This is a genomic window from Methanolobus profundi (assembly GCF_900114835.1).
Classification (GTDB): Archaea; Halobacteriota; Methanosarcinia; order Methanosarcinales; family Methanosarcinaceae; genus Methanolobus; species Methanolobus profundi.
On record NZ_FOUJ01000001.1, the window covers coordinates 203,810 to 217,223 of the forward strand.

Consider the following 13,414-nt stretch of genomic DNA (forward strand, 5'->3'; position numbering starts at 1 on the left):
AATTCAGGTGTTCCCTATGAAGATCCATAGTATCATTTTGTTGACCATTTTACTGATAATACTGGTTGTACCAGTATCTGCGGAAGTGAGTCCTGGTTTTAATGTAACGTTCTCTCCGGATGAGGATGTTATAACTTCAAGAATTGACCGTGAACCTGAGTTCATAGTTAATGTAAGTGAGAGCTCAGATATTTTTTGGTATCTGGACGATGAGCTTGTCAATACGTATAATGATGTTAACGATTCGGTCTATGTGCCAGACCTTTCCGAGACTGGTAATTATAGTATCAGAGTGAATGTCTCCAATCTCAATGGAACTGACTTCAATCAGTGGTACTGGGTAGCTACGGCAACCCCTTCACAGATTATGTCCAGTGGGGGTGGAAGCAGTGGTAGTTCTTCAGGCTCTGTGTCCTCAGGAGAGGACTATGAGAACATCATGTTAAAAGAGGTACAGATGCTGGTTGTAAATAAAGGAACAACCACTGTCTATTCATTCCCTGATGGATCGGACCCAATAGATTCCGTGGCGTTCGTTTCCTCGGTCAATGCAGGTTATGTGAAGACGACCCTTGAGGTTCTGAAGAACAGGTCATCTGCAGTGTCAAAGGATCCGGATGATCTTGTCTATTGTTATTCTAATATAATACTCAGCAATACGGGTCTGGAAAACAAACTGAGTGATACCCGTATCGTCTTCCATGTTGACAGGGAATGGATCGATGAGAATGACATTGTACTGGATTCCATAAGGTTGAAAGTGTTCGGCAGTTCGAATTGGAAGTCATTTCCTGTCAAGGTCATTGATGAGAATGAGAACACCATCACTTTTGTTTCAACAACTACTGAATTCGGTAATTTTGCCATTACAGGAAAAGTAAGCGAAGATCAGGATGAAGATGTTGTGGTTGTTGATCTTGGTGCTGATACAACTGGTAGTTCTTCATCTGATGCAGGTAACGGGTCAGATGGGAACGGTACTACATCAGAGAGTGAGGATGTATTAACATCTGTCCTGAGGTCCATGACAGAGTTATTTATAAAAAGAAATCCTGTAAGTAACTGATCCAATAACAGGTTTAGAATATGGCACTGACTACCAATTCCAAAGTATGGAGCATAATGCTCCTTGTTTTTTCGTTCCTGACCATGTTCTTTGTGGTCCTTTTCCATTTTGAGGATCTCTTCATCGTGCTTATAGTCGGAAGTATCCTTGTACTTGTGACTGACAGGATACTTACAGGTTTCAATAAGAGATTCGGCCACAGATCATTATGGGAAAGAAGGGTCTATGGTCTTACATTGTTAGTGCTGTCCATTCTTTTTGTTTCTTTACTATTCGTGGGTCAGTTATCAGATATGAATTCCCTGGTTGACTCTCAGGAAGAGTATGAATCAGGTATAACAACCCTATTTTCAACATATGGTAGTTTCTTTACGTTCTCAGGTGGGAATGCTGACATGACCGGCACTCCTGGTGCATCACCGGAAGGTGCTCCGAATGGAACTGCAGCACCGATAATCTCAGGAGAGGACATGAGGTCCGTGGGCGATTATATATTCAGCTTCTTTTCCTCATTGATATCCAAACTGTCTTTCTTCCTGTTCACTGGTCTGCTTATCATACCAATGATGTTCCGTCTGTATTTCTCAAAGAAGAATGTGATCGTCAATGAGTTCATTGAGTATATCCCATTAAAATACCAGGACTGTGTAAATTCATCGATCTCTGATATAGGAAAAAGACTTGGTGATTTTTTCTCTGCCAAGATCCTTGAAAGTGTTATAGTAGGGGCAATATGCTGCATAGGTTTCTATCTTGCAGGTATCAACGGATGGTTCTTCCTTGGTTTTGTTGCAGGACTGCTCAATATCGTTCCATATATCGGGCCGGTGGTTGGAGCCATTCCTGCCGTGATAGTTGGTTTTATAGTAAGTCCCACCACTGCATTGCTGGCAGTAGTGACAGTTGTCATTGCCCAGCTTGTTGACAATCTCTACCTGATCCCCTATATGATCTCAGGAAAAGTTGCAGTAAGTCCTCTGGTCAGTATCCTTCTCACACTTATATTTGCGGATATGCTTGGTGCGCTGGGTATGATACTTGCCATCCCTATCTATATAGTCTACAAAGTGGTGTTAACAGAGTTCTACAATGAACTGTTGAAGATATATCCTGATGAGTAGTCCTCTCAATGTGGGTATTCTCTTCATTTTTTTCTTAATTTTATACCTGAATTCATTTTTAATAACTTGTTAACAACGTTAACATTATGTGCCGCAGTATGCTGATTTTTGAATGCCGGTATAGTAAGTTTGATATAGCAGTTGTGCGTAGTATATGCACATCCAATACACAATTTTTATGACAGGAGATCATGCGATGAACAACGAAGAAATTCAAAAATTAGGAAAAGAACTTAAAGACGTCCTTAATATCGGCACTTCCCCGGTTGCTGTACATCTGGTAAAGGTGGATGAGGATATTCCTGAAGATATCCCTCACATAGGTGAGACAACAAGACACTGCCAGATGGTAGATAATGTTAGAAGGCTGCACAACCAATTCTACGCTACACTGGATGATCAGATGTGCAAGGGTGGAGCATCCGTAATGGGTCTGGCTGAGATGAGCCCAAAGCTCAAATCCGGTGAGGTCTACTATAATCTCAATCACTTTGCTTCCCTTGAAGCTGCAAAGGCAACCATGGAAAAGGTGCCCATGGTAGATGCAAATTCCATCAAAGCTGTGCTATATGCTCCACTTGAGAAAACAACTTTCCTTCCTGATGTCATTCTCGTTATCGCAAAGCCTAAGATCGTGATGGAGCTCTCACAGGCCCTGCTCCAGAAGAACGGTGGTCGTGTGAACGCAGGATTTGCCGGTAAGCAGAGTGTCTGTGCAGATGGTGTCTCATACCCATACCTCACAGGTGAAGCAGGTGTTACTATCGGTTGCAGTGGCAGCAGAAAGTACACAGAGATCCAGGATGAGGAAATGATAATGAGCGTACCTGTGGACATGTTGCCTGCTCTTGTAGAGTCTGCAAAAGCCATGTTCGGCACTTACGCCTGCTAATATCTATATTTTCGATCCGGCACTTTTGAAGCGCTGGATCTCTTTCTCTTTTTAGTTCAACTCGGATATCATAGTTCAATAGTATATCCGGCAAATATCTTTACGAAATTATCCGGGTACATTTTCCTGATAACATCCTTGTGTGATGTGCAGTGCCCTGCTCCTATCATTTGCATGTCTTTGAACACGCCATATTCCTGACTGTCGTGTAACCCGCCGAATATGCCTGATATATTTCCAAAAGAAGATGCAGCTTCGGTTATCGCCAGCATTCCAGGGTGTGCACATCCGGTGACTATGTAATTGTCATTTTCCGATCTAAGGACAAGGGCTTGTTCTTTTGTTTGATCTCCGAGTTCCCCTGTTGTATACACATTCCTGCATATTTCTCCGGGGTCTTTCATTCCATAAAGTTTCCCATTGATCCGTGTTGCCATCTCTTTTTTCAGATTAGCTGAAAAACTTGAGGGAACATACAGGTCCACATCCGCATTCCTGTTCAAAAAAGTTGTCACGCCACCAATATGGTCCCAGTGCTGATGTGAAAGAACAAGTGTATCGATACTTTTAGGATCAATAGATAATTTCTCCATGTTATCAAGAAGTGCATGCCCATCCCATCCGGTGTCGAACAGGATGTTATTATATCCTGTTTCTATAAGGCAGGAGAATCCCCATCCTTTCTGGAGACCTTCTTTTGCTTCATTATCATAAACAATGGTGAGTTTCATAATTATCCTCCGTTTCACTCATCAATTCCAAATGTCTTCTTGAGGTAATAGCCTGAATATATGGCTCCTGCCGGATTATGGGCAAGTACCCTGTCCTTTACTATGAATGTGGTAACAGGGGCTGCTGAATGTTGTGTGAACAGGATATCATGGCCGATGCACAATCCTATGATCAGGTTCAATTGTGTATCCTTCTTCCCGAGAAGCATTGCCTGTCCTATGGGGTTGCATGTGGGGTCAAATGAGTCTGGATGGAGTTTCTCAAGTCCGTAGTCTTCTTTGCTGATGGCAGAGACCTTACAGCACACAGAGTATACATCAAAGTATTTTTCCAGTATCTTCTGAATGACCTCAGCTTCCTTTTCCATGCCTACACAGAAAGCAAGTCCAAGTCTTTTGTATCCCATTTCCTTTGCGTAGAGGATTATCTCTTCAAGTCTTGTCTTTTCCATGTAGTAGCGGGCTTCTATGGCAGCAGATGTTCTCATGGATCCGAGCTCGTCGCCTGAATAGTCTATATTATCAGTTATGCCTGCACAATCCTTGCCTTCCCGGCACAGTTTCTCGTCACAGCGTGCACATTTCATTTAGAACCACCATATGACCTGAAGTATGTCATATGAGTGCGTATATTCTCTCATATGAGATAAATATGTGGTAGCCGGGGATATGTGCTTAAAAAAGTTAAAGGTCACTTCTGTCTGGCTTTTTGCATTGGACCTTCATGTATCTTTTCAAGAGCCTCTATCATTATCTCCAGGTTCTTGTAAGGTATGCCTGCTATCATCTCTTCATTCTTGATATCTGTTGACCTGCGACATCCGTAACATCCAAGGCTCATGTTCATGTTACCGGTAAGCATCGGGATTATTGTGGAGTCCACGCATGTTGCCTGGAAGGCTGCTGTACTGAAAGCCTGTCTTCCTCCTTCAAAGAAGGTTGCTGCGGGAATAAGCCAGTAAAGTGTTTCAGGAAGGTCTACCAGTATTACCACGTCAGGGTCGATCTTGAAATTCTTCAATGGTCCGACAACAGTAGCTATTGTGCTTTCCTCTTCGATCTCAGAGCGTTGGCATATCATGTTCGCAGCAGCATCGGAACAGTCGAACATGCCAAGATTGGAATGGAATTCTCCTTCTTTCACTTTATCTGGTATTGGTACCAGGCCAAGACTGGAAGCTCCGACCACACACGCATGTTTCTCAGCAGGGATCACAAAGGATTCTCCTTTCCTTGCTCTCATTATTGACTGACAGTGCCTGATGTTCTTATCAGGCTCGTTGAACCCTTCAGGGATCTTCTCTCCTTTCTTAATGACTTTTACTGCAACTGGTTCATATTTGAGGTCAAGGATCTTTTCGAGCTTCTCTGCTATCTCATAATTGTCCATGTTTTCAACTCCTCAAAACCTTTATCAGTGTTATTTTGGTCTGGCAGATATTTACTGCTTTCGATGTATTCTCTGTTATTACTGGTGTTTCCTGACTACTAGATTATTGCATCATATGCAAAAATAGTTACTATCATATTTTATTTAGTAAATTAAGTACTGTCATTTGATATTGTTTTTAATGCATTATTTATGTAACTATATTGTTTAGTATCTGTTATTTTTACTAAAGCAGTCTATAATATATTATATTTCTATGAAATCGCCGTCAATCATGCATATTTTTCTCGTATATATAATGTCTCTATATTTGGATACTATGCAACTTTATAAAAAGATTATATATTATGAAGTGATACTAATTTTTAGTTGCGTTTAAGGAGGTAGCTAAAATGGATGCAATAATAATAGGTGGATTTTTAGGAAGCGGAAAGACAACTACGGTGATAAATGTAGGAAAGGAACTGGCTCACAGGGGTCATACGGTTGCGATCATAGTGAATGAGGTAGGGGAAGTAGGTATCGATGGTGACCTTATATCCAAATATGGACTTGATGCAAAGGAAATAACAAATGGATGTATTTGCTGCACACTGAAGCTCAATATGAAAACAACACTTGCCGAACTTTACAACTCATACGATCCGGACTATGTCATAGTGGAGCCATCTGGTATTGCTTTTCCAAATGTTATCAAAAGAGAGTTCGAGCTTATGAATTTCGGTGATAATGTAAGGGTTGCACCTCTTGTTACGCTGATTGATGGAAGTCGTTTCAAGGACATCATGAGATCTGTAAAAGTGTATGCACTAAGACAGATAGAGGATGCGGAGATCCTTGTAGTTAACAAGACAGACCTGATCGATCCTATCAGGATACCTATCCTTGAAGAATCTGTCCAGCAGTTAAATCCAAAAGCTAAGGTCCTTAAAATGTCTTCTGAACCTGAAGATGAAGGTTTCATCGAATTGATGGGTATTGTTGTTCCACAGAGCAGTGATGATGAGGCTATCGATAAGGAAACTTCCAGTGGGCAGGTCAATGAAACTGTAACAGTTCAGGAAACAGGGCATGATGATGGATCGGACCATTCTCACCTTCATCACACCCATTATGATAGCGAAAGCTCGGGACTTGCTTCTTATGCTAATGATTACAGGATACTTGAGGAGGATATTGATGCTGAAACTGCAAGGGAGATCATAATGGAAATTGCAGAAAGGATCAGGTCTGATGTAATTGTGTCCAGCCCTGAATTTGTAGGTCACATCAAAATGTTCCTTGAAACCTCTGAGGAGACTGTGAAAATAAGCATAACTTCCTATTCTGAAAGACCTGCAGTAAATGTTATACCAACATCTGCTCATTCAGGTCTTCGTTTTAAGATACTGACGGCGGTTTCAGGAATAGATGAGGATCGTCTTATCCATCTTGTTGATGAGGATGTGGAGTACATATTTGGCAGCAGGGATATGCTGATACAGCGGCTTCACGGATTGCATGATCACGATCATCACCATGACCATCACCACGATCACGATGATGACCACCACGACCACGATCACCATAATCACAAGCATTTGCATGAGGAAAACGATGCTATGGATGATATCTACGACCATGACCTGACAGCTTGTAGTACAGGAGATAGTGACTGTTTGCTCTGATCTTTAAGTGATCTGGATCGGTGGAGATAGACATGAAAATAGTCATCATCAGTGGTTTTCTTGGTAGCGGAAAAACAACTTCTGTTATCAGAATAGGAAAATACCTGCAGAGCAAAGGACTGAGTGTTTCAGTGCTTGTTAATGACATTGGGGATGTGGGTGTTGACGGACATGTCATCAGTGAGAACGGACTGAGATCAAAGGAAATACCTAGAGGTTGCATCTGCTGCACCCTGAAGTATGCCCTGGAGGGAAATATAGCACTAGTACAGGCACAATATGATCCCGATATCCTCCTGATCGAACCAACAGGAGTTGCATTTCCCCTAAGGATCAAGGAGCAGATAGAGATGATCGATCTCGGACCTGAGGTCACTATGGGCCCGATCATAGGAATGATCGATGGAAGTAAATTTGAAGACCTGATGCAGCATTCCGGTGATGCAATTACAAAACAGATAGGGAATGCAGATATTATACTGCTTAACAAAAAAGACCTGTTAAGTACATCAAAGCTGTCTGAATTTGAAACTGCTATAAAGGAAATAAATCCAGATGCTGAATTTCATTCTCTCTCACTTAAATGGGATGATGGTTCATTTGCAGTTTTTGCAGACTCATTTTTCAGAGATCTCAAGGAGGATGTGCATTCTTTTGGAATGGATCATGATGCTGCAGGATCTGCGGGAACAGACGGGTCAGTTCAGTGTGACCCCTGTACTTCTGAAACAGATGAGTTCAACCACTTCAATGTAAGCAGTTATGCTGATTCTTATTCTATAAACAGTTCCACTGAGCTGGGTCACTTAACTCATCTGGCTCTGGATCTGATCGGATCGATCAAGAAAAGAGTAATGGAATTGAACCCTCGGTTCCTGGGGCACCTTAAAATGTTTCTCCACACAGGGTCTGTATCTTTTAAGATCAGTGTTACCTCCTACCAGGATCAACCAGAGATTGAATATCTCAGCATCGGAGCCAATGAGGGTGGCAAAATGACCGTATTTGCAGCAGTAACTGATATTACACGCGATGATATTGCAGACATAATAGACGATGCTGTCAGTTCAAGGTCAGGCCAGTTCGGGATAATTGTCTAGAGTTGAATGTTCATGTGGAGCTTCCCATTAAAGAATGAAAACCCATTACTTCCATTCCAGTGTAACTCAATGGCTTTTCATTCTTTTTTCCAGGACATGAGATATTCCATGAAGCCTGAATCCTCATTAGGCTGTTCTTTCTTTACTCTGAAACCATTCTTCGTGTAAAACCTAATAGCCATCTTATTTTCTGAATATACTCCCAATTCCAGATCAGAACAGAGTGACTTGCAATGGTCCAGCAGTCTCCTTCCGACCCCTTTTCCCTGATATTCTTCCATGACGAACAATGCACCAATGAAATGGTCATCAATTACGCCTATAAAGCCCCTGATCACATCATCTTCTACATAGACAAATGTCTCAGACATCGGCAGATATTCCTCTTTGACAACATTATAGTTATCCAGCCAGTATTTTTCAGGTATGAAGCTGTGTGCTCTGATATTGGTCTTCAGCCAGATATCCATAATTGTATCCACTTCGAAGCTTTCAAGTTCCCTGATCATGTATTCACATCAATGACTAAAAACAGGATTCTTTGACCGACTAGAACAAAAAAAGAAAAGAATGGGTCGTGTCAGTGGCACAGCTTAAAGAGCTTCCTGAACTCTCTTGAAAATAAGGTCTGCAATGAGCTTATCGCTGCCAAGCGGTTTTGCATAGGTGATCTTTACTTTTTGTCCGTCGAACTCTATCTCCCCTTCGTTCGTCTCCTGATCAAGATCGAGGAACTCCGGTATGTCTTCTGTGAGGTGGACTCCCGATGCCATGAATACAGGTGTTGCAGCTATTTTAGTCACACCTGTCCCTTTAAAGGACATAAGTGCCTCCCTGACCTTAGGCTCACTGTGCTCTACGAATCCTACTTTAATGATGTATCCCGGATGCTTCTCTGTTATCATATCAGCGATCGCAGTGACCACCTGGTTGTTGTATGGTAATCTGCTGCCGTGCCCAATGATCAAAATGCCTATTTTTTCACTCATGATATACCTTCTATGTCTTCTTTCCGGAAATATCATTAGTAAGAAAGTATATATCTCTTTGCTAAACGAACATACTTGATCGAGATAAATTTGTGCTTTGTAGGGAATCTTAATTTTTGTGACCCTTACGATTGTGCGTACCTGGCATGAGCGTGGGATAAATTATGATCTATTATTACCGGGATGTAGAAAATGAATAAAGAACAGATTATCATATGCATCTTTCTCGGATTGTGCCGGCTTCGCCGGACCCTCCGTGATGATCTTAGTTATTCATGAGTTCCTATTTGCCAACCCTGATAGTCCTCGTGTTCTTGTGTTTCTGATAGCTCAACAAGAATTATCGAAAACAAAAACGGTGCAACCATCCGCCGCAGGCGGCACGTTCCTTTACTGCCATCCTGAAGACTATTGAAATAATGTAGTTATTGAAAATAGTGGCCATCAAAGTTGTGATCAACAAGATCTTCTACGGGGCCGTGATTCGTAAACAATTCCTGTTGTAAGATAGAACGAAAAGATTTCCAAAAGGATATTCAGGTAAAAAAAGAATGAAAAAGAGTACTGTGTCAATGACACAGTTTACAGGACTTCCTGTGCTCTCTTAAAGATGAGGTCTGCAATGAGCTCGTCACTGCCAAGAGGCTTTGCGTAGACGATCCTTACTTTGTTTCCGTCAAGTTCGAGCTCTCCTTCATTTGTCTCAGGGTCGAGCTTGAGGATCGCAGGGATATCCTTTGTGATGTGGATTCCTGATGCAAGGAATACTGGTGCTGCAGCGATGGTTGTTACTCCGGTTCCTTCAAAGGACATGAGTGCCTCTTCGACTGTAGGCTCGCTGTTCTCCATGAATCCTGCCTTTACAACATATTCAGGATGAGCTTCTTTGATCATGTTAGCGATCTCTGTTACTACCTGGTTGTTGTATGGTAATCTGCTGCCGTGTCCAATAGCTAAAATTCCGATTTTTTCACTCATAATGTAACCTTCTTTGTAAAATATAGTAATAATCTCAATAGTATTTGTGTTACTAACGGGGGTAGTAGGGTGTTTATGGGATATAATGTTTTTTGTTTTGCAATGGGTTCACAGTGAGAAGCTTTAATTCTCCTCTGTCAGGACTCGTTTTTCCCCTGCATATACATACAGATTTCTTCCCCTCACAAAAGCCACCAACGCGATTCCAGCTTCTTCTGCCAGTTCCACAGCCTCACGCACCGTAGCACCCTTACTTGCAATAAGGGGAATACCTGCATTCACAGCCTTTGAAACCATGGTGGATGCAAGTCTACCAGTGGTCACCAGTGCACATTCTGAAAGCTCGGTCCCATTCATCAGAGCCTTGCCTACAACCTTGTCCACGGAGCATGCTCTTCCCACATCCTCGCAGAAGAAGAGTATCTCTCCATGTTTGTCGCAGATGATCGACGTGTGTGCGCCTCCGGTCCTGTGCCAGATCCTTCCGACCTCTTTAAGCTGGCCTACTGCACGGATGATGGCATCGGGTGTGAATTGAGTATTGGAATTGTTGTGTCTGACAACATCCTTGCGATATGATGTTGTTCCGCATCGTTCAAGATGTGTCAGTTCTTCAAGTTCAGGAGTATTGATTCCAATCTCACAGAAGACCGATCTGTCTTCGATCTTAATTGGATCAACTTTAGTATCAGGTTCAATGAATCCCTCGCAGACGAGAAATCCCAGTGCAAGCTCTTCCAGTTCCTGTGGGCTTGCAAAAAAAGTGGTTATGTGGATGTTATTCACGAAAAGGTCGAACCTTTCCTCGATGATAACATCCACCTCTATGTGTTGTTTACTGTTATCAGTGATCTCCAGGCACTTCATGGGGGTATAAAAGGGAGAGGATATATCGTCCTCCTCCTTTCGAAAGACTTGCGTCTTCCTGTTCCTTTCTGAGTACCAGTTCTCACTCATGCTTCCTTTTTGGCCTTTACCTTTGCAAAGAGCTGCTTGAGGGTGTCCTCATTGCTCTTTGTTTCGGAGAATGGTGAGTCTGTGAATGGCTCGAAGTATACAGGCACATTGTCAAGCCTGTAGAACGTACCATCACATTCCATAGCATCAATGACACCAGGCAGAACTACTTCTGCTGCTGTGGTTGATGGGCATGGTGCAATATCGAGGCAGATCATTGGTATGTCTGCAAGATACTGTGCACTCTCTGCAGGGATGTGGTCCATCAGGTCAGCTGACATAACAAATGCAGCATCTACATCCTTCTCTCTGAGAAGGTCCACACAGGTTGTCTCTCCAGGGTTGTACCTTGGGTATCCCTTTGTAAAGTCAAGACCGAATGGATAGCCGTAGAGGTAGGATGCAAGCTGGTTGAATCCTGCTACGTTACAGTGACCTCTGAGAGCACCGATGTTACACTTAGTGTAGTTGTTCATCTCTTTGACGAAGTTCAGTGCGATCTCAATGTTCCTGTGCTTTCCGTATGAGGATGAAACACCAAGACCTACGTAGATAGCTACGAAGTTTGATTCCTTCATCATCTCAACTGTCTGCTTCATTACTGAGATCGGAACTCCTGTGATCTCTTCTACAGATGGGTGTGGTTCCTTTCCGTTAAGGATAGTGAACATAGCACTGAGAAGCTCATAGTCAGAGTTAGGGTTAAGCTGAACGTGCAGGTCTGATGCAGCGGCCGTTGGTGTTACTCTTGGGTCCACTGTGACCATTGTCCTGTCGAATCTTCCTCTCTTTGTCCAGTATCCTCTTGGGAAAACACCATACCTTGACATGTGTCTTGGCATGGATTCCAGTGCGTTGACACCCCAGTACACGATCATGTCGGCTCTGTTCTTTGCCTGACCAGCTGTAGCTCCGACCATACCGGATTCCTGGATACCCATGACGGTTGGTCCGTGGCAGATAGTTGCGTTTGAATCTGCAAGGCCACCAAGGTATTCTGCGATGTGAAGTCCTACTTCCTGTGCTTCACAGGATGTCTCACTTCCAAGGAAGAAGAAAGGCTTCTTTGAATTTACAAGAATGTCTGCTGCCATTTCCAGTGCTTCATCCCAGCTTACATCCTTTACCTTACCATTCTCTCTGATGGTTGGTTTAAGGATCCTGTGGTGACTTACAACTTCCTGGAACTTGGCGTTACCCATCTTACATGCGTTCTGGACATCTATTGTACCGTTCTTTTTATCCAGGTTCACCTGTACGTCGTCACATGAACCACCGCAAACAGGGCAGATAATGTTCTTATAGACCATTTTTATTCGCCTCCCATGTACATCTTCGTGACAAGTTCCTCGGCGCTGAGGATCTCATCGTCTGTAGGTTCAACAAAAACAGGGCTTCCCTTGTAACGTGGTGAACCGGTTGAGAATGTGTCAGGCTCAACAACTACATTTGCCCAGATGGACCTTGGTATGAATACCTGACCTGATCTCATTGCTTCAGTCACTTTTGTGGTAAGTGCAACTGAGTATTTTCTATCTCTTGATATGACTGCCACTTTCTCAGGGCAACCAAGGGATGTAAAGTCCTCTGCGCACATCCAGCAGACTGCACATTCCTTTGTGTAGTCGTCGGTATACTTGCTTCCACCTTTTGCAAGTCTTCCTTCATCGATCGTACTACCTGTATTGAGTAATGCTTCCATGAATATCACCTCACAGACACTCGTTGTTGTTACAGGAGACGTACAGTGTGCCTTTTCCTTTCTGTGGAATGGCATAGTCGCCTGTGAACTTTTTGTATTCTCCAGGGCACTCGATGTCGTTGAACTTGAGATCAGATTCTACATCCACCATTTCAAATCCTGGTGTGAATCTCTCAATGCAACCTCCGACAACGATGGTACCACCGGTCATCTCTGCTCCAACGGTTCTGACAGCATTTCCTTTTACAACGATAAGACCACCGCTGATACGGATACCACAGAAGTGTTTAACGCTGCCGCCGATGATGATCTCTCCACCGACAAGACCGCCGCCTACCTGGCTTACTGCATTTCCATCGATGGTTATGCGTCCGCCAGACATGCCTTTCCAGCTACCACGGTATGCACAGCCAACGTGATCCTTTGTATCACCTTTGATGTGGATGGAGCCGCCTTTCATTTCCATTCCTGCCCATGATTCAGCGTCACCTTCTACAATGATCTCGCCGCCAAGCATTCCTGAGCCAACGTGCATTCCTGCACTGCCCTTGATGAGTACCTTACCACCGGTCATTTCCTGTCCGATGCGCTTGACCCTTGGGATCTCACCATCTATTATGATGGTTGTGTCCTCTGCTGAGCTTCCACCGTTCCCTTCAACTGAAAAGAAATCTGCAAGTGGTAACTCTTCTGGACCCTGCCAGACGAGTAATTTTCCTATATCGTCAGCACTTTTTCCGGCAAAGTTGTCAGGTGTGACAACCTCTGCTTCTACGGTAAGGTCGAAATTTCCTATTGGTTTAAGTATTACGTCTGCCATT

At 43.1% G+C, this 13,414-nt stretch carries 15 protein-coding genes; 5 read left to right on the forward strand and 10 right to left on the reverse strand.

Translation table 11 applies throughout. The features are described from left to right. Positions 1-16 precede the first annotated feature (16 nt). The 3 genes from BM008_RS01100 to BM008_RS01110 all read left to right on the forward strand — a co-directional run bounded on the left by BM008_RS01100 (position 17) and on the right by BM008_RS01110 (position 3,079). Complete coding sequence (locus BM008_RS01100; protein WP_177187918.1) at positions 17-1,066, forward strand: PGF-pre-PGF domain-containing protein; 1,050 nt, start codon at positions 17-19, stop codon at positions 1,064-1,066. A gap of 20 nt (positions 1,067-1,086) precedes the next feature. Beyond that, positions 1,087-2,187 carry an AI-2E family transporter gene (locus BM008_RS01105; RefSeq protein WP_091931988.1) on the forward strand — a complete coding sequence of 367 codons (1,101 nt, stop codon included), beginning with the start codon at positions 1,087-1,089 and terminating at the stop codon, positions 2,185-2,187. A gap of 196 nt (positions 2,188-2,383) precedes the next feature. Next, positions 2,384-3,079 (forward strand): DUF169 domain-containing protein, encoded by a 696-nt coding sequence (locus BM008_RS01110; RefSeq protein ID WP_091931990.1) that lies wholly within the window; start codon positions 2,384-2,386, stop codon positions 3,077-3,079. Positions 3,080-3,147: 68 nt separating this feature from the next. Here BM008_RS01110 and BM008_RS01115 read toward each other — a convergent pair whose 3' ends face one another. The 3 genes from BM008_RS01115 to BM008_RS01125 form a co-directional block, all read right to left on the reverse strand. Further along, the gene (locus BM008_RS01115) at positions 3,148-3,810 is read right to left on the reverse strand and encodes an MBL fold metallo-hydrolase (RefSeq protein ID WP_177187919.1); all 663 of its coding nucleotides are present in this window, start codon (positions 3,808-3,810) and stop codon (positions 3,148-3,150) included. A 14-nt stretch (positions 3,811-3,824) separates the two neighbouring features. Continuing rightward, entirely contained in the window at positions 3,825-4,397 is a 573-nt protein-coding gene (locus BM008_RS01120; RefSeq protein ID WP_091931992.1) for a DUF1847 domain-containing protein, read from the reverse strand. 104 nt (positions 4,398-4,501) lie between these two features. Beyond that, positions 4,502-5,200: a DUF169 domain-containing protein gene (locus BM008_RS01125; RefSeq protein WP_091931994.1), complete on the reverse strand. Its 699-nt coding sequence runs from the start codon at positions 5,198-5,200 to the stop codon at positions 4,502-4,504. Positions 5,201-5,592: 392 nt separating this feature from the next. On the opposite strand from BM008_RS01125, the gene BM008_RS01130 reads away from it, so the two are divergent. Together BM008_RS01130 and BM008_RS01135 are read left to right on the forward strand one after the other, a co-directional pair. Further along, a complete protein-coding gene (locus BM008_RS01130; RefSeq protein ID WP_091931997.1) occupies positions 5,593-6,867 on the forward strand; it encodes a GTP-binding protein in 1,275 nt (424 codons plus the stop codon). A 32-nt stretch (positions 6,868-6,899) separates the two neighbouring features. Next, positions 6,900-7,967: a GTP-binding protein gene (locus tag BM008_RS01135; protein ID WP_091932000.1), complete on the forward strand. Its 1,068-nt coding sequence runs from the start codon at positions 6,900-6,902 to the stop codon at positions 7,965-7,967. Positions 7,968-8,044: 77 nt separating this feature from the next. Here the strand turns inward: BM008_RS01135 and BM008_RS01140 are convergent, their stop codons facing one another. The 7 genes from BM008_RS01140 to BM008_RS01170 all read right to left on the reverse strand — a co-directional run bounded on the left by BM008_RS01140 (position 8,045) and on the right by BM008_RS01170 (position 13,413). Beyond that, complete coding sequence (locus BM008_RS01140) at positions 8,045-8,476, reverse strand: N-acetyltransferase (protein WP_091932002.1); 432 nt, start codon at positions 8,474-8,476, stop codon at positions 8,045-8,047. A gap of 84 nt (positions 8,477-8,560) precedes the next feature. After that, a complete protein-coding gene (gene cfbA, locus BM008_RS01145) occupies positions 8,561-8,956 on the reverse strand; it encodes a sirohydrochlorin nickelochelatase (RefSeq protein WP_091932005.1) in 396 nt (131 codons plus the stop codon). A gap of 582 nt (positions 8,957-9,538) precedes the next feature. Continuing rightward, positions 9,539-9,934: a sirohydrochlorin nickelochelatase gene (cfbA, locus tag BM008_RS01150; protein WP_091932007.1), complete on the reverse strand. Its 396-nt coding sequence runs from the start codon at positions 9,932-9,934 to the stop codon at positions 9,539-9,541. A 123-nt stretch (positions 9,935-10,057) separates the two neighbouring features. Further along, on the reverse strand, positions 10,058-10,801 hold the full coding sequence (gene fdhD, locus BM008_RS01155; protein ID WP_245747800.1) for a formate dehydrogenase accessory sulfurtransferase FdhD: 744 nt from the start codon (positions 10,799-10,801) through the stop codon (positions 10,058-10,060). An 86-nt stretch (positions 10,802-10,887) separates the two neighbouring features. Further along, a complete protein-coding gene (locus tag BM008_RS01160) occupies positions 10,888-12,201 on the reverse strand; it encodes a formylmethanofuran dehydrogenase subunit B (RefSeq protein WP_091932012.1) in 1,314 nt (437 codons plus the stop codon). 2 nt (positions 12,202-12,203) lie between these two features. Further along, positions 12,204-12,593, reverse strand: a complete 390-nt coding sequence (locus BM008_RS01165) for a molybdopterin dinucleotide binding domain-containing protein (RefSeq protein WP_091932015.1) — start codon at positions 12,591-12,593, stop codon at positions 12,204-12,206. A 10-nt stretch (positions 12,594-12,603) separates the two neighbouring features. Continuing rightward, complete coding sequence (locus BM008_RS01170) at positions 12,604-13,413, reverse strand: formylmethanofuran dehydrogenase subunit C (protein ID WP_091932018.1); 810 nt, start codon at positions 13,411-13,413, stop codon at positions 12,604-12,606. Between the last annotated feature and the right edge of the window lies 1 nt (position 13,414).